We start from the raw sequence: 15,849 nt of genomic DNA on the forward strand, positions 1-15,849 counted from the left end.
GCACCACCACCACGTCCACGACCACCACTGGGAACACCACATCACACCCGACGGACACGTCGAGTGGAGACCACCCGGCCACACCACCTGGCAACGGAACGCGCGGTACCGGCCGTGAGGGCTTCAGGAGCGGGTGATGCGCGCGACGAGTCCGTCGGGCACGTCCTCGGCGAGGAGCTGGAACATGCGGTGGTCGCGCCAGTCGCCGGCGATGTGCAGGTACCGCGGCGCCACGCCCACCTCGGTGAGGCCCAGCTTGGCGATGACCCGCAGGCTCGCCTCGTTCTCCGGTCGGGCCGAGATCTCCACGCGGTGCAGGCCGACGGTGTCGAAGAGGTGGTCGATCACGAGCGCCACCGCGAGCGGGGTGATGCCTCGCCCGGCGTGGCTGCTGGCCACCCAGTAGCCGATGCTCGCCCAGCGGGCCGACCCCCAGGTGATGCCGTTGACCGAGACCTGGCCCACCATCTGGCCGTCGTACGTGATGGCGAACGGCATGCCCTGTCCGCGGCGGGCCCGGCGGCGCATGCCGCCGATCATCGAGGCGTAGGAGAGCGCCGGCTGCTCCGAGCCCGGGGGCAAGGTGGCCTCCCAGGGGGTCAACCACGAAGCATCGGTCCGGCGCAGATGACGCCACGTGGTCCCGTCGCGGCGCCGGAGCGGGCGCACCCCCACCCGGCCGTGCGTCAGCGTGACACCCCACGCGAGCCCCATGCCAGGGCCCGTCAGAACGGCCGGTCGAGGACGAGCGTCCGCACGGTGTCGCCGAGGTTGAGGGCCGTCTCGTCCTCGCCCACCACGATGAGCGCGTTGGACTGGGCCAGGGCTCCGATGCGGTGGTCGCCGTGAAGGCCGGTAGGCGTCACCTTGGCGCCGCGGTGCGTGACCTCGAAGACGGCCTGCACGTACTGGCGGCGTCCGGCCGGCACCTCGAGGTTGGACGCCAGGACGGCGTGGACCATGGGGCGGCGGTACGGCGTGCGTCCCATGAGGCGACGGATGGCCGGCAGCACGAAGACCTCGAAGGAGGTGTGCGCCGCCACCGGGTCGGCCGGCAGCGTGATGATGGGCGTCTGCTCGTCGAAGACGCGCCCGAAGCCCTGCTCGGCGCCGGGGTCCATGGCCACGCGCGAGAACCGCACCGAGTCGACGGCGTTGAGGGTCTGCCGCACCACCTCGCGCTCGCCGGCACCGATGCCGCCCGTGGTGACCACGAGGTCGGCCCGCACCAGCTGGTCCGAGAGCACGCGACGGAAGGTCTTGGGGTCGTCGGGCACCGTGCCCACCCGATACGCGATGGCGCCGGCGGTACGGATGGCGGCCGAGAGCATGAAGCTGTTGCCGTCGTTCACCGAGTCGAAGTCGAGGTGGGTGCCGGGCTCGCGCAGCTCGCTGCCGGTGGAGATCACCACCACACGCGGACGCGGACGGGCCGAGACGCGCGGCAGACCGAGCGAGGCCACCAGTCCGATCTCACGCGGCCCCAGGACGGTGCCGGCCGGGAGCACGACGCTCCCCTGCTCCACGTCGCCGCCCAGCGGACGAACGTGATCGCCGGCCCGGGCTGCACGGCGCACCGCCACGCGGGCGTTGCCTCCGTCGGTGTCGGCGCGATGCACCACGGTGTCGGCGCCCCGGGGCAGGAGGGCCCCGGCAGCCACCTTGACGGCCGTTCCCGGGCTCATGGCGAACGGTCGGTCGGAGCCGGCGTGCACCTCGCCGACCACCGGAAGCGTGACGGGCTCACCGAGCGAGGCCCCGGCCAGGTCGCCGGCCTGGACGGCGTAGCCGTCGACGGCAGCCGTGGTGAAGCGCGGGAGGGCGATGGGCGCCACGAGGTCGGCGTGCAACGGGAGCCCGAGCGACTCCACGACCGGCTGGTCGTAGGGCTCCAAGGGTCCGATGCCGCGCAGGATGGACTCGAGGTGGTCCTCCACGGTGAGCCAGCCGTCGGGCACGCTCGCCGCGCGCTGGCGCGGCGAGGCCGAGGTGGCAGGGCCGGTGGACATGCCCGTCAGCCTAACCGGGCTCCCTCTGGAACGGCGCGCGCCGTGCCGTCGTCGTCGAGCACGACGTCGCCCTGCACCACCACGTCGCGTCCGAAGCGCCAGTCCCCCCGCACGGTCAAGGAGCGGGCGTCCACGAGCGACGGCACGTGCGGAAGGCGCGCGTCGAAGTCCGCGATGGTGGTGAAGAAGCGCCGGTCCAGGTCCACGAGCGGGGCGTCCTGCTGCGCTCGGACCAGGAAGTCCTCGCCGAGCCCGTACACGTCGGAGCGCAGCAGCATGAGGTCGTTCGTGGTCTTCACCGGGAGGAAGCGCGAGCGTTCCACCTCGATAGCCGTGGCGCCGTCGAACACCTCGACGGCGGCCCCCATGGCCGACTCGATCTGGAACACCTCGGGCGAGGTCTTGTCGGTGGGGTCGACCGTCTTGGTGTTCTTGATGAGCGGCAGGCCGAGCACGCCGTCGCGGGCGGCGAGGGTGGCTGCCACCTGCTCCAGGTCGAACCAGAGGTTGTTGGTGTGGAAGTACGCGTGCTTGGCGGGATCGCTCGCGGCCTCGGCGTCCTCGGGTGCGGTCTGCGCCGTCTCCCGCAGGACGAGGCGACCGTCGCTGCGCCGCACCACGAGGTGCCCGCCCTTCACGTCGGCCGGCGTGCGCCGGCAGACCTCGGCGGCGTACGGGGCTCCAGTGGCCGCGAACCAGGCCATCATCGACGGGTCGGGCGAGGCGCCGAGGTTGTCGGAGTTGGAGACGGTGGCGTACTTGTAGCCGGCCGCGAGGAGCGCCTCGAGCACGCCCGAGGTCTGCAGCGCGGTGTAGAGGTCGCCGTGACCCGGCGGGCACCACTCCATCGCGGGGTCGGCCGGCCACTCGACAGGAGTGAGGTCGTCGGTCCGGAGCTTGGGCTCCTGGTTCTGCAGGAAGTCCAGGGGCAGACCCTCGACCGCGAGGTCGGGATGCTTGGAGAGGGCCGCGAGCGAGTCGGCCTGGGTGCGGAAGCTGTGCATGAAGATGACCGGCAGGTCCACGCCGAGCGTCTCGCGCACGTGCTTCACCTGCCCGGCGATCACGTCGAGGAAGCTCAGGCCGTGGCGCACGGGCAGCAGGCTCTTGGCGCGGTCCATGCCCATCGACGTCCCGAGCCCACCGTTGAGCTTGATGACGGCCGTGACGCTCGCCGCGGCGCGCTGCGAGTCGTGGTCCGACGGGGCGTCGGCGGCCCGGTCGATGCCCGTGAGCGGGTCCACGTCGGCCTCGCGGATCATCCCGGAGGCGCCCTCCTCCAGCTGTCCGTAGAACGTGGAGAACACGTCGATGGCCTGCTGGGGCACCCCGGCGTCGCGCATCTTCTGCTGGGCCTGGTCGAGTCCGGTCACCCCCCTAGGCTAACGACATGGAGACCGACAAGGCGGCGCTGCGTGCCCAGCTCCGCGCCGCACGGGCTCGGCGGCCGGCCCACGACCACGCCGCCGTGGCCGACGCCGTGCGGGACCACCTTCTCGCCCTCCCGGTCCTCGGATCGGCTCGTCGCGTCGCCACCTACCTGGCCCTCCCCACCGAGCCGTCGCTCGCTCCGCTCCACGAGGTGCTGCTCGGGCGTGGCACCGAGGTGGTGGTGCCGGTCGTGGTCGACGGCGAGTCCCTCGACTGGGTGGCGCTCACCCCGGGAGACACCTTCACGGCGGGGCGGCTCGGGATCCTCGAGCCCTCCGGGCCACGGCTCGGACCGGGCGCGCTGGCCGGCGTCGACCTCGTGCTGGCACCGGCGCTCGCGGTCGACCACGCGGGCCACCGCCTCGGGCAGGGCGCGGGCTACTACGACCGTGCCCTGCAGGGCAGCCGATCACCGGTGTGCGCCGTGGTCTTCGCCGACGAGCTCCTGCCCGAGGTGCCCCACGAGCCGCACGACGTCCCCGTCCAGATGGCCGTCACCGAGCAGGGCGTCTTCCGGGTCCCCCAGGCCTGACGGAACGACCTCAGCCGCGGGTGGGCTCGAGGGTCAGCGTGTTCTCGGCCGACCTCTCCACCGCCCGCTCCCCGAAGGCCCAGGGCAGGGTCTTGCCCTCGGCCCACAAGGGGGCCTGGTCGAGGTAGTTGGCGTGGTAGGCGTGACCGGAGTTTCCGGTGAGCTGGATCCAGCGCGAACGGTCCAGGTCGTCGAGGTCGACCACCATGCGCATCGACGGGACGGCCGTGACCTCGTAGCCCTCCCGGGCGTCCCAGCCGGTCGCGTTGACCAGGCCGCTGCCGCCGCCCACCTCGTACGGCCCGCGGTTGAAGATCGACTCGACGAGGCCGATGCCGGACTCGCCCAACGTCGGGTTGACCAGCTCGAGGCGGTGCAGACGACCCCACGACCAGTCGTCGGGGTCGCGGGCCTGCTTGGCCGTGAGCTCGTTGCGGGCCTCGCGCATCGCCTGGGCCAGGACGTCGTCGCGCCGCTCGACCACGCCGGGGGTGCGGACGTCGTCCCACCACGGGCTGCCCGGGTCCTTCAGGATCGTGGAGACCACCTGGAACCACCGCTCGCCGCCGTTGGGCCGGTGGCCCTCGGGCAGCTGGTCGGCGAAGGTGCCCTTGAGCAGGTGCCGCCAGACCACGTTGAAGTAGGCAGCAGCCGCAGAGTCTGCGTCCTGCTGGAAGTCCCAGCCGCGCAGGACGTCCTGGCCCTGGCGGTCGAAGGCGTCGTCGAGCGAGATGGCCTGGAGCAGGGGGACGAGCTGCGGGGCGAGCGGGTTGCTCTCGTCGAGCTGCAGCCTCGTCATGTCGGCGACGCTGAGCTTGCCCTCGTGGCCGGTGAGCAGGTCGCGGATCCGCTGCGAGCGGTATCCGGGGGCCGTGTCGGCGCCCAGGACGTAGGGGTACTGGTCGCCGATCACCTTGTTGTTGGCCGTGACGATGAAGCCGTCGGACGGGTCCAGCACGGATGGCAGCTCGTCGAAGGGCACGTAGCCGGTCCACTCGTGCCTGCCGTCCCACCCCGGCACGGGCCACCGGCCGTCGCCGCGGGAACGGATCGGGATGGCGCCGGGCGACTGGTAGCCGATGTGGCCCTTGCGGTCGGCGTAGACGAGGTTCTGCGAGGGCACCGTGAAGAGCTTCGCGGCCTCGCGGAACTCGTCCCAGTCCTGAGCCCGTCCCAGGGCGAAGACGGCCTTGATCGTGGGGCGGGGCGTGAGTGCGGTCCAGCGCAGGGCCACCTCGTGGTCGCCACCGCCGGCCCGGCCCACGTCCTCGATGTCGTCGTCGAGGTCGGACAGGATCGGCCCGTGCCGGGTGGACCGCACGGTGATGGTCTTGGACTTCCCGCCGGCCACCTTGAACGTCTCCTGGCGGGTGACCACGGGGAGGCGCCTGCCCCGGTACTCGTACGTGTCGCCGGCGACCTTCTCGAGGTAGAGGTCCGCGACGTCGGCGTACATCGTGGTGACGCCCCAGGCGATGGAGCGGTTGTGGCCCACCACGACACCCGGCATGCCGGCGAACGAGAAGCCGGCGACGTCGTACGGGCACGCGGCGGTGACCTGGTTGCAGTGCAGGCCGACCTGGTACCAGATGCCCGGCATCGACGGGGCCAGGTGCGGGTCGTTGGCGAGGATCGGCTTCCCGGTGCTGCTGCGGGAGCCGTCGACGACCCAGGAGTTCGAGCCGATGCCGTCGCCCGTGCCCAGGAGGGCAGGGAGCCTGCGGGCGGCCCGGCTCGCCCTCGTCAGCGAGGCGACGGCCGAACGACCCAGGTCGGGCGCGGACTCGGCTGACGCGTCGTCCGCGGGCTCGGCCTCGAAGGCGCCGTCCTCCACCGTCCCTGCGTCGCCGACGATCGTGGCGTTCTGCCGGGGGTACTCCGGGTACAGCTGCTCGACCTGCTCGCGGGTCAGGTCCGACGACGCGAGCAGGGTGCGCTCGATCTCGTCGCTCATGTTGCTGCGCAGGTCCCACGCCATGGCCTTGATCCAGGCCACGGAGTCCGCCGGGGTCCACGGCTCGGGTCGGTAGTCGGGGCCGGTGAGCGAGAGGACCGTGTACTCGAGCGACAGCTGCGAGCCGGACTTCCCCTCGATGTAGGCATTGACACCCCGCGCGTAGGAGCGCAGCAGGGTCTTCGTCCCGTCGTCGAGCTCGCGGTACTCCTGCTCGGCCACGCGGCGCCAGCCGAGGGTGCGCACGAACTCGTCGGTCTCCAGGGCCCCGTCGCCCACCAGCTCGGCGAGGCGACCCGAGGTCACGTGACGACGGAAGTCCATCTCGTAGAAGCGGTCCTGCGCCTGGACGTAGCCCTGGGCGAAGAACAGGTCGTCGGGGTCGTCGGCGTAGACCTGCGGGATGCCCTTCGCGTCGCGCACGATGCGCACCGTCCCGTCGACGCCGTCGAGGCGCACCGTCCCGGACGTGTCGGGGAAGGAGCGGCGGACGGTGATGAAGGAGACGACGGCGAGAGCCACAGCCGCTGCCGTGACCACGCCGACGACGATCTGCAGGAAACGACGCACCCGCACATCCTGCCGCACCGGGACCACTCCGGCCCCTCCGCGAGCCCTCCGGCCTGCGACCGCAGTCAGCCCTGGCTGTTCTCCGCGTCGCGGATCTCGCCGACGAGCTCCTCGAGGACGTCCTCGAGCATGATGACGCCCAGGACTCCGCCCGACGGGTCGGCCACCCGGGCCATGTGGGAGCCCCGCCCCTGCATGACGCGCAGCGCCTCGTAGAGACCCGACCCGACGGCCACGGTGGCCAGCGGCCGCAGCCACTTGTCGGCGATGGGCTCGACCCGGGCGTCCTCGTCGGTCTCCAGCACGTCCTTGATGTGCAGGTAGCCCGTGAGGTCGCCGGTGGAGTCGACCACGGGGAAGCGGGAGAACCCGGTCTCGGCGCACGCCTTCTCGACGTCGACGGGCGTGGCGTGCGGCGCGATGGTGACGAGACCGTCACGGGGCAGCAGGACCTGGTCGACCTGCCCGTCGTGGAAGTCGAGCGCGCCCGAGACGAGGCCGTACTCCTCCTCGTCGAGCAGGCCCTCGCGCCGCGACTCCTCCACCAGGCCGGCCACCTCGTCGTGCGTGTAGGTGCTGGCCACCTCGTCCTTGGGCTCGATGCCCATGAGCCGGACCGCCGTGTTGGCGATGGCGTTGAGGGAGACCACGAAGGGCTTGAGGATGGCCACCACGGCGAGCATGAACGGGCCGAGGATGAGCGAGGCCTTGTCGGGGCTGACGAGGGCGAGGTTCTTGGGCACCATCTCGCCGTAGACCACGTGGAGGAAGACCACGAGGGTCATGGCGATGACGAACGAGATGGGGTGGACGAGACCGTGCGGCACGTTGGCCGCCTCGAACGCCGGCTCCATGAGGTGGGCGATGGCCGGCTCGCTGATGGCACCGAGACCGAGCGAGCAGAGCGTGATGCCCAGCTGGGCCGCCGCCATGGCGAGCGTGACGTTCTCCATGGCCCGCAGCGCCAGCTTGGCGCTCCGCTTGCCCTGCAGCGCGAGCGGCTCCAGCTGGGTGCGACGGGCCGAGATGAGCGCGAACTCCGCCGCGACGAACAGCGCGTTCAACGCCAGCAGCACGAAGGTGAGGCCGATGCCCCAGGTCCCGCTCATGCGGAGACCTCCTCGTCCTCGACGGTGAGGGAGATCCGGTCGATGCGGCGGCCCTCGACACGATCCACCGTGAGGCGCACGTGCAGCGGCTCGGGATCGTCCTCGTCGTCGTCGGGCGTGGGGTCGACCTCGAGGTCGACGACGTCGCCCCGCACGGCGAGCCGGCCCAGCTCCACGAGGACGAGACCGGCGATGGTCTCGTAGTCGTCGCTCTCGGGGAGGGCCACGCCGGTCTGCTCCAGCACCTCGTCGGGCCGCAGGAGGCCCGACAGCGACCACGTGCCGTCGCGGCGGTGTCGGCTGCGGGCGTTGAGGCGGTCGTGCTCGTCGGCGATGTCGCCCACGATCTCCTCGATGAGGTCCTCGAGCGTGACGATGCCGTCGGTCCCGCCGAACTCGTCGACCACGACAGCCATCTGCATGCCCTGCTCGCGCAGCAGCACGAGGAGGGGGTCGAGCTCGAGGCTGTCGGGGACCGAGGCGGCGGTCTCGGCCAGCTCTGAGAGGCGCACCGAACGTCGGCGCTCGAGCTCGATGCCCACGGCCTGCTTCACGTGCACGACGCCGAGGACGTCGTCGGGCGATCGCCCGATGACCGGGAAGCGGGAGTGGCCCGTCTGACGGGCCGCCTCGATGACGTCCTGCGCGGTGTCGCGGCCCTCGAGGAAGTGGACGCGCACCCGTGGGGTGCGGACGTCGGCGGCCGTGCGGTCGCCGAAGGCGATGCTGCGGGCCACGAGGTCGGCGGTCTCGTCGTCGATGGCGCCCTCCTCGGCCGAGCGGAGCACCAGCGAGCGGAGCTCCAGGGGTGAGCGCGCCGAGCGCAGCTCCTCCTGCGGCTCCACGCCGAGTCGCCGGAGCGTGGCGTTGGCGACCCCGTTGAGCCAGCGGATGGGCCAGGCCATGGCGCGCGTGAAGATGCGCTGCGGGAGCTGGGTGACCGCGGCGACGCGGCCCGGCAGCGCCAGCGCGAGGTTCTTGGGGATCAGCTCTCCGACGAGCATCGTGACGAAGGTGCTGAGGGCCAGCGCGATGGCGTAGGCCACCGCCGACTGCGTGCCGCCCTCCAGACCGGCCGCCTCCAGCGGCTCCCGCGCCAGGCTGCCGATGGCGGGCTCGGCAAGGAACCCGATGGCCAGGTTGGTGATGGTGATGCCCAGCTGGGCGCTGCTGAGCTGCGTGGACAGGGAGCGCAGGGCCACGAGGGTGCCGGCAGCCCCCGGCTCACCGGCCTCGGCGGCACGTTCGACCGACGCCCGGTCGACCGTGACGAACGAGAACTCGGCCGCCACGAAGACGCCGCACGCGAGCATGAGCAGCAGGGACAGCGCAAGGAGGAGGAGCTCGGTCATGTGGCAGGTCCGGCAGGCAGAGGATCGGTCACGATGCGCCGAACTGTACCCTGGACCGGCAAGACGACCGCCGAGCGAGAGACCAGAGAGACACCGTGCCCACCTACCAGTACCAGTGCACCGAGTGCGGTGAGGCCCTCGAGGTCCAGCAGTCGTTCACCGACGACGCCCTGACCGTCTGCCCGGTCTGCCAGGGCCGCCTGCGCAAGGTCTTCAACGCCGTCGGCGTGGTCTTCAAGGGCTCGGGCTTCTACAAGACCGACAGCCGCGGCTCCACCAGCGCGTCCGACTCCGGCTCGTCCAGCAGCTCCTCCTCGGACACCAAGTCCTCCGGCAGCTCCTCCTCGGACACCAAGCCCTCGAGCAGCTCCTCCTCGAGCACGAGCGGGAGCGACTCGGCCGCCTGAGGCGCCTTGTGGAAACACTCCTGGGCCGGCGGTCGCGCCGGGCCTAGCGTCGCGCCATGCGCACCTCCCTGCCCCGACTCGTCCTGGAGCACCGTCGCACCCTCGCCGCGTTGCTCGCCGGCATCGCCGTGCTGGCGGGTCTCTCGTCGGTCCGTGGATCCACCGACGGGCCGGTCGTGATCTCCGCCGCCCGCGACCTCCCCAGCGGGCGCAGCCTGACCGCCGCCGACGTCCGCTCCGTGCGCCTGACCGACACCACGGTCCCCCGGGCCGCGTTGACCTCCGTCTCGCAGGCCGTCGGTCGACGGCTGGCCGGGGGGATGCGCCAGGGCGAGCTGCTCACGGATCGCCGTGTCCTGGGCCGGGGTCCGCTCGAGGGGCGCGCCGCCGGGTCCGTGCTCACCACCATCAGGCTCGGCGACGCCGACGGGCTCGGGGCCGTCCGCGTCGGCGACGAGGTCGACGTCGTGGCCGTCGACCCCGAGCGACAGGACGCGGCCCGCGTGGTCGCCCGGCAGCTCGAGGTGCTGGCCACCCGGGAGACCGACGGCTCGGACGGCGCCCTGGTGGACCTGGCGGCCACCGAGGAGGGGGCGTTGGACCTGGCGGAGGCCGGGCTGCGGTCACGACTCACCGTCCTCGTCTCGACGGCGGGGCAGGCGCCTCGCTAGGGTCGAAAGGTCAGGGGCCAGCGGTCCCACACCACCACCGGGGAGCACACATGATTCAAGGGTTCAAGGACTTCCTCCTGCGCGGCAACATCGTCGACCTCGCCGTCGCCGTCGTCATCGGCACCGCCTTCACGGCGCTCGTCGCCTCCTTCACCGAGTCGTTCCTGAAGCCGCTCATCGGCCTCGTGGGGGGCGGCGGCAAGACCGGCGGCACCTTCGAGATCAACGGCCAGGTCTTCACGTACGGCACCTTCATCAACGGCGTCATCACCTTCCTGCTGACCGCCGCCGTGGTCTACTTCCTGGTCGTCGTGCCCATGACCAAGCTCAACGAGCTCCGTTCCAAGGGCCAGGAGCCCGAGCCCACCGGCCCGCCGGAGGACATCGCGCTGCTGCGGGAGATCCGCGACTCACTCCAGGCTCAGAACCGTCCGTGACCTGACATCGGTCACAGGATGACTGTGGTCATTCGCTAGGCTGCGTCCCGGGACGACGACGGTGTCGTCCCGGGACCACCTGGAGGACATCGTCATGATCCAAGGCTTCAAGGACTTCCTGCTGCGGGGCAACATCGTCGACCTGGCGGTCGCCGTCGTCATCGGCACCGCGTTCACGGCGCTCGTCACCGCGTTCACGCAGTCGTTCATCAACCCGCTCATCGGCCTCGTCGGAGGCGGCGGCAAGACCGGCGGCACCTTCGGGATCGACGGCCAGGTCTTCACCTACGGCGTGTTCATCACGGCGGCGATCACGTTCGTGCTCACCGCCGCCGTCGTCTACTTCCTCGTCGTCGTCCCCCTCACCCGGGTCAACGAGCGTCGCGCCCGGGGTGCGGAGGACGAGCCCGCCGGCCCCTCGGAGGACGTGGCCCTCCTGCGCGAGATCCGCGACGCGCTCCGTCAGCGGGGCTGAGTCAGCCGCCGTGGTGAGGCGGCACGTCGCGCGTGAGCTCGTCGTCACGGCTGCCGCCTCCGTCGACGTCGCCCCAGCCCTGGCCGGACTCGTCCGACGTGGTCTCGGGGAGCAGGTCGCCCAGCAGGGCCGCCGCACGGCGCCGGCGGCGATCCGCCTCGAGCGCCGCCAGGTCGAGGTCCTCGGGCTCAGACGGCATGGGAGAACCAGTCGAGCGTGAACTTGGGGTGGTTGGGGTACCAGCCGGTGCGGTCGCTGAAGCGCTGGGAGCTGACCCGCTGCGAACGGGTGTACAGCTCGAGGCGGTGGCCGAGCAGACGCTGCGTGGCCGGGGCGTGGAACCTGGCGCCGCGGCGACCGCCCGCGATGGCGAAGGCCTCGGCCAGCTCCTCACGCCGCAGCGGCTCGGCACCCACGTTGTAGACGCCGGCCGGGGCCGTGAGGGCGTGGACGGCCGCCGTGCCGATGTCGTCGGGGTGCACGACGTGGGTCCAGCCGTCGGGCGAGCCGAGACCGGTGGGGTGCCCCGCCCGGGCTCGGCGGATCCACCAGCGCGTCATGGGCTCCGGGCCCAGGAGCAGCCCGAGGCGCAGGACGACGCTGTCGCCACCTGTGGCCGCGTGCGACGCGGCGAAGGTCTCGGCCATGACGAGCGGCTCGGCAGCAGCGGTCACGTCGACCAGGTCGTGCTCGTCGATCCAGTCGTCGCCACCGTCGGCGTACACCGCGGAGAGGCTCTGCTGGACGACCCGGCGGACACCGGTCTCGGCGGCCGCGCGGACCACGACGTCGGCACCATGGGACCGGAGCCGGTCGTGGACGCGCCAGGCCCCCGGGCGGAAGCGCGCCGCACCGGACGGGACGTTGCCGACGAGGTTGAGCACCACCTCGGCGTCCTGCATCCCGGCGACGAGCGACTCGGTCTCGAAGATCGAGCCGAGGTGCGGGCGGGCGCCGAACGACCGGACGGTGTCGGCGGCGGTCTCGCTGCGGGCGAGCCCCACGACGTCGTGCCCGGCCTCGACCAGGGCACTCATGGCCGAGCGTCCGACGACGCCACTGGCTCCGGTCAGGAAGACCTTCACGTACTCCTCCAACACGTCACGGGTGGTGACCACGCGAACGGGCCGAGGGTGGTGGCCGCCGCGCGCAAGCGACCACCGTACCAAGGGGTGACCAGCCGGGAGTAGCCCTGACTAGGCGTGATCGTCCTCTCCCCCGAGGCGCGCGTCGGCCACCTCGGCCAGCTCGGCCACGAGCGGGACGACGTCGGCGATCGACCCGAGGACGCGGGTGGGTCGGAACGGGAAGCGGTCGACCTGGTCGGCCGACGTCGAGCCGGTGAGCACGAGGATCGAGCGCAGCCCCGCCTCCAGCCCCGACAGGACGTCGGTGTCCATCCGGTCGCCGATCATGACGGTGGTCTCGCTGTGCGCCTCGAGGCGGTTGAGGGCGCTGCGCATCATGAGCGGGTTGGGCTTGCCCACGAAGTAGGGCTCCACGCCCGTGGCCTTCGTGATGAGCGCGGCCACCGAGCCGGTGGCGGGCAGCGACCCCGAGGGCGAGGGTCCCGTGGCGTCCGGGTTGGTGGCGATGAAGCGTGCCCCGCGCTCGATGAGCTGGATGGCCCGGGTGATGGCCTCGAACGAGTACGTGCGCGTCTCCCCCAGGACGACGTACTCAGGGTCGCGGGTCGTCATGACGTACCCGACGTCGTGCAGCGCCGTGGTGAGCCCCGCCTCGCCGATGACGTAGGCCGTGCCCTCAGGACGTTGCTCGCTCAGGAACTGCGCGGTGGCCAGCGCCGACGTCCAGATGGCCGTCTCAGGGACGTCGATCCCGGCCGCGAGCAGCCGGGCCCGCAGGTCGCGCGGCGTGAAGATGGAGTTGTTGGTGAGCACGAGGAACGGCAGGCCATGGTCCTTGAGCGTCGCGATGAAGTCGGCCGCGCCGGGCAGCGCGCTCTCCTCGTGGACGAGCACGCCGTCCATGTCGGTCAGCCAGGACTTCACGCACTTGGTCGTCATGACCCCAGTGTCCCCTGTGGAGGGCCGCCGCGTCACTGACGACTGACGTCGGCGGTGTACCGGGAGGTCCGGGACACGAAGTCCCAGATGACCTTGGTGGCGTCGAGCTCCTGCGACATGTGGCCGCGCGCGCGCAGGAACCTCTGGTCGGTGGCGCGGACGCTCGCGTCGCCTCCCGGCCACGCGTGGCCGCCGCCTCGGATGACATAGGTGGTGAGGGCGCCGCCCACCTCGCAGCCGCTCCACTCCGTGCGCTGGACGTTGGCCGTGAGCCGGTCCGTGGCCGAGGCGGTGCAGGCGTCGTGGGAGGCCCAGTCGGCGAGCATCTGGCGGACCGGGGGGAGCACCCCGATGAGCGTGGACCCGCCCCGGAACGGGGCGATGCGGTCGGCCGTGCCGTGGATGTAGACCACCCGGGTGGGCCCCGCCGCTGCGCACTGACGCCTGGGGTACCAGGCCCCGGAGACCGCTCCGACGGCTGCGAACTCGTGCCGTGGGTCGCACGCCAGCGTGAGGGCCAGCACCGCACCGTTGGAGAAGCCGGAGGCATAGAAGCGCGAGGGGTCGGTGCAGCCGGCCCGGCGGACCTCCGACACGAGGTCGTGGACGATCTCGGCGTCCGTGCGGCTGTCGGCCCGGGTGCCGCGGAAGTCCCAGCGGGACGGCTCCCCGGTGCCGCGAGGGGTGACCACGATGAAGTTCTGCTGCGCCGCGAGCTTCTTCATGCGGGTCGTCGCGAGGAAGGTCGCGGGGTCGCCGCCCAGCCCGTGGAACGTCATCATGACGGGCAGCCGCCGCCTGCCGTCGTAGCCCGGCGGCACGTACAGCTCGTACCGGTGCTCGGAGCCGAACGACGTGAACGAGTGGGACGACGTGCCGGCCGGGAGGAGCCTCGGCTCGGAGCAGATCTCGCTGGAGCGGCGGAGCGTGGGGCTCGACCCGCAGGCCGCGAGGACGGTCGCGAGCGCGGCCAGGACCACGATGAGGTGCAGGCGCCGAGGCGGTGCGAGACGTCGCGCCGAGGTCACGGCGCAGCGCAGCAGGTCGGTCCAGGCATGGCCTCGATGGTAGGTGCCGCGACCTAGGAGAAGGCGCGCAGGTCGACGCCGCGAGACGTCAGGCGCTGCCGCACCGCGAGAGCCAGCGAGACCGCGTCGGGCGTGTCGCCGTGGACGCACACCGAGTCGACGGTGGCGGCCAGCCGCTCGGCCTGGTCAGCCACGTGGGCCGGGTCGGTGAGGACTGCGCCGGCCTCCGAGCGCGGCACGAGGGTGCCGTCGGGCCGGTACGCGCGATCGGCGAACCCCTCGGTCACCGGGCGGAGCCCGGCCTGCTCGGCCCGACGCAGCAGCTCCGAGCCCGGCAGCCCCAGGACGGCGAGGGACGGGTCGACGTCGCGGACGGCGTCGACGACGGCCTGCGCGTGCTCTCCGTGGTGGACGGCGGTGTTGTAGAGCGCCCCGTGCGGCTTGACGTAGGTGACGAGCCCGTCCTCGGCCGCGGCCAGGGCCTGGAGCGCACCGATCTGGTAGGCGACGTCGTCGGTGAGCTCGCGGCGAGAGGCGTCCACGAAGCGTCGGCCGAAGCCGGCGAGGTCGCGGTAGGAGACCTGGGCGCCGATGCTCACGTCGCGCGCGACGGCGAGCCGGCAGGTGCTGCGGATGGTGCTGGGGTCGCCGGCGTGGAACCCGCAGGCGACGTTGGCGCTCGTCACGACGTCGAGCACGGCGGCGTCGTCGCCCAGCGTCCAGCGACCGAACGACTCGCCCACGTCGCTGTTCAGGTCCACGCCCCGATCCTGCCACGGCGAGCCCGCGGGCCGTCGCGACCCGGGACGGAGCAGTGCTGGGTCAGCCGCCGAGGATCGTGCTGACGAGCGCGGTGAGCGGGTCCGGCTCGGGCGACGGGGCGGGTCGAGCCGGGGTCCGGACCGGTCTCGGCGTCGGAGTGGTGGCGGCGCTGCGCTCAGGAGCCTGGCGCGTGGGGCGACCGGCCGTCCGGCGGACCGGGTCGGCCACCTCTCGCGCGGTCTCGGTCTCGGCCTCGGTCTCGGTCGGCGAGGGCGACGGGGTCGGTCGCGACGTCGATGGTTCCGAACGGACGGACGGGGTCGCGACGACGGCTCCGACGGGCACGCGGGACCTCTCGTCGCCGACCTCGGTCTCGACGTCACGCAGGTTCGTGGCCAGGAGGACGGTCGCGGTCGTCAGCAGGAGGGCGACGGCCACGACGGACCCCTTGGTGGAAGGACTCAGGTGCACGGGGTGCCTTCCATCGGGGTCCGGGCACCGAGCAACGTATCGGCACCGAGCCACCCGGGGCGAGGACTTGCGACCGACGTCACCCTGCCTGCGGCCCGGACGATTTTCGGCTCGCGCGTTCCCTGGACCGGACCTAGCGTTGGCGCGGCGGGAGGGACACCGCGAAAGGCAACCCCGATGAGTGCACTCGACCTCCGCGACCAGGAGAACGGTGCGCCGACCCCTTCCTGGGGTCGGCACGCGGCACCGCGGGACCGCAACCAGCTCTCCGTGTTCTTCCGACGCATCCCGACCATGCAGGAGGCGCTGCTCTGGGAGCAGCGGCGTCGGCACGGAACCTTCGACGCCGTGGAGGACTGGTGGATCCGTCGGGCCCACGCGCTGGCCGTCGGGACGTTCCTCCTCATGGCGTGCGCGGTGGGCGCCGGGATCGGGGCACTCATCCCCATGGCGCGGTAGGCCGAGCGGCGCCCGCTACGCTGATCGCGACCGGTGGGGTACCTCCGGCCGAGACGCCCCCGTAGCTCAGGGGATAGAGCAACGGTTTCCTAAACCGCAGGCCGCAGGTTCGAATCCTGCCGGGGGCACCCAACGTCGAGTCGCGCCGGACCCGA

General features: G+C 72.1%; 18 protein-coding genes and 1 tRNA gene. 7 read left to right on the plus strand and 12 right to left on the minus strand.

Annotated elements, in window-relative coordinates; translation table 11 throughout:
• Positions 1-123: 123 nt before the first annotated feature.
• The 3 genes from ASD11_RS12545 to ASD11_RS12555 are packed head-to-tail and all read right to left on the minus strand — an operon-like array spanning position 124 to position 3,352.
• Entirely contained in the window at positions 124-714 is a 591-nt protein-coding gene (locus ASD11_RS12545) for a GNAT family N-acetyltransferase (RefSeq protein ID WP_056287601.1), read from the minus strand.
• A gap of 11 nt (positions 715-725) precedes the next feature.
• Positions 726-2,009, minus strand: a complete 1,284-nt coding sequence (gene glp / locus ASD11_RS12550; RefSeq protein WP_082554339.1) for a molybdotransferase-like divisome protein Glp — start codon at positions 2,007-2,009, stop codon at positions 726-728.
• A gap of 5 nt (positions 2,010-2,014) precedes the next feature.
• On the minus strand, positions 2,015-3,352 hold the full coding sequence (locus ASD11_RS12555; protein ID WP_056288876.1) for a UTP--glucose-1-phosphate uridylyltransferase: 1,338 nt from the start codon (positions 3,350-3,352) through the stop codon (positions 2,015-2,017).
• A 47-nt stretch (positions 3,353-3,399) separates the two neighbouring features.
• On the opposite strand from ASD11_RS12555, the gene ASD11_RS12560 reads away from it, so the two are divergent.
• Positions 3,400-3,972 carry a 5-formyltetrahydrofolate cyclo-ligase gene (locus ASD11_RS12560; RefSeq protein WP_056287603.1) on the plus strand — a complete coding sequence of 191 codons (573 nt, stop codon included), beginning with the start codon at positions 3,400-3,402 and terminating at the stop codon, positions 3,970-3,972.
• 10 nt (positions 3,973-3,982) lie between these two features.
• Here ASD11_RS12560 and ASD11_RS12565 read toward each other — a convergent pair whose 3' ends face one another.
• From ASD11_RS12565 to ASD11_RS12575, 3 genes are all read right to left on the minus strand, one after another.
• Positions 3,983-6,496 (minus strand): penicillin acylase family protein, encoded by a 2,514-nt coding sequence (locus ASD11_RS12565; protein WP_056287604.1) that lies wholly within the window; start codon positions 6,494-6,496, stop codon positions 3,983-3,985.
• Between the two features lie 65 nt (positions 6,497-6,561).
• Positions 6,562-7,605: a hemolysin family protein gene (locus ASD11_RS12570; RefSeq protein WP_056287606.1), complete on the minus strand. Its 1,044-nt coding sequence runs from the start codon at positions 7,603-7,605 to the stop codon at positions 6,562-6,564.
• Positions 7,602-8,957, minus strand: a complete 1,356-nt coding sequence (locus ASD11_RS12575; RefSeq protein ID WP_056287608.1) for a hemolysin family protein — start codon at positions 8,955-8,957, stop codon at positions 7,602-7,604. The genes ASD11_RS12570 and ASD11_RS12575 overlap by 4 nt, the downstream gene beginning before the upstream one ends.
• A gap of 95 nt (positions 8,958-9,052) precedes the next feature.
• Between ASD11_RS12575 and ASD11_RS12580 the strand changes: the two genes are divergently transcribed.
• The 4 genes from ASD11_RS12580 to mscL (ASD11_RS12595) all read left to right on the plus strand — a co-directional run bounded on the left by ASD11_RS12580 (position 9,053) and on the right by mscL (ASD11_RS12595) (position 10,947).
• A complete protein-coding gene (locus ASD11_RS12580) occupies positions 9,053-9,364 on the plus strand; it encodes an FmdB family zinc ribbon protein (protein ID WP_056287609.1) in 312 nt (103 codons plus the stop codon).
• A 56-nt stretch (positions 9,365-9,420) separates the two neighbouring features.
• Positions 9,421-10,035 (plus strand): SAF domain-containing protein, encoded by a 615-nt coding sequence (locus ASD11_RS12585; RefSeq protein ID WP_056287611.1) that lies wholly within the window; start codon positions 9,421-9,423, stop codon positions 10,033-10,035.
• 50 nt (positions 10,036-10,085) lie between these two features.
• Complete coding sequence (gene mscL, locus ASD11_RS12590) at positions 10,086-10,472, plus strand: large conductance mechanosensitive channel protein MscL (protein WP_056287612.1); 387 nt, start codon at positions 10,086-10,088, stop codon at positions 10,470-10,472.
• A gap of 94 nt (positions 10,473-10,566) precedes the next feature.
• On the plus strand, positions 10,567-10,947 hold the full coding sequence (gene mscL, locus ASD11_RS12595) for a large conductance mechanosensitive channel protein MscL (protein ID WP_056288879.1): 381 nt from the start codon (positions 10,567-10,569) through the stop codon (positions 10,945-10,947).
• Position 10,948: 1 nt separating this feature from the next.
• Here mscL (ASD11_RS12595) and ASD11_RS12600 read toward each other — a convergent pair whose 3' ends face one another.
• The 6 genes from ASD11_RS12600 to ASD11_RS12625 form a co-directional block, all read right to left on the minus strand.
• Positions 10,949-11,146 carry a hypothetical protein gene (locus ASD11_RS12600; protein ID WP_056287614.1) on the minus strand — a complete coding sequence of 66 codons (198 nt, stop codon included), beginning with the start codon at positions 11,144-11,146 and terminating at the stop codon, positions 10,949-10,951.
• Entirely contained in the window at positions 11,136-12,032 is an 897-nt protein-coding gene (locus ASD11_RS12605) for an NAD-dependent epimerase/dehydratase family protein (protein ID WP_162246484.1), read from the minus strand. The genes ASD11_RS12600 and ASD11_RS12605 overlap by 11 nt, the downstream gene beginning before the upstream one ends.
• A 111-nt stretch (positions 12,033-12,143) precedes the next feature.
• The gene (locus ASD11_RS12610) at positions 12,144-12,974 is read right to left on the minus strand and encodes an HAD-IIA family hydrolase (RefSeq protein ID WP_056287618.1); all 831 of its coding nucleotides are present in this window, start codon (positions 12,972-12,974) and stop codon (positions 12,144-12,146) included.
• Between the two features lie 32 nt (positions 12,975-13,006).
• Positions 13,007-14,002, minus strand: coding sequence for an alpha/beta hydrolase family esterase (locus tag ASD11_RS12615; RefSeq protein ID WP_056287620.1), 996 nt, complete (start codon positions 14,000-14,002; stop codon positions 13,007-13,009).
• 53 nt (positions 14,003-14,055) lie between these two features.
• On the minus strand, positions 14,056-14,763 hold the full coding sequence (locus tag ASD11_RS12620; protein ID WP_056287622.1) for a LamB/YcsF family protein: 708 nt from the start codon (positions 14,761-14,763) through the stop codon (positions 14,056-14,058).
• Between the two features lie 61 nt (positions 14,764-14,824).
• On the minus strand, positions 14,825-15,202 hold the full coding sequence (locus ASD11_RS12625) for a hypothetical protein (protein ID WP_156464711.1): 378 nt from the start codon (positions 15,200-15,202) through the stop codon (positions 14,825-14,827).
• Positions 15,203-15,412: 210 nt separating this feature from the next.
• Between ASD11_RS12625 and ASD11_RS12630 the strand changes: the two genes are divergently transcribed.
• Both ASD11_RS12630 and ASD11_RS12635 read left to right on the plus strand, forming a co-directional pair.
• The gene (locus ASD11_RS12630) at positions 15,413-15,694 is read left to right on the plus strand and encodes a hypothetical protein (protein ID WP_056287626.1); all 282 of its coding nucleotides are present in this window, start codon (positions 15,413-15,415) and stop codon (positions 15,692-15,694) included.
• Positions 15,695-15,749: 55 nt separating this feature from the next.
• A tRNA-Arg gene (locus tag ASD11_RS12635) sits at positions 15,750-15,822 on the plus strand.
• The last annotated feature ends 27 nt before the right edge of the window (positions 15,823-15,849 follow it).

This window comes from Aeromicrobium sp. Root495 (genome assembly GCF_001426755.1).
In the GTDB taxonomy this organism is placed as follows: Bacteria; Actinomycetota; Actinomycetes; order Propionibacteriales; family Nocardioidaceae; genus Aeromicrobium.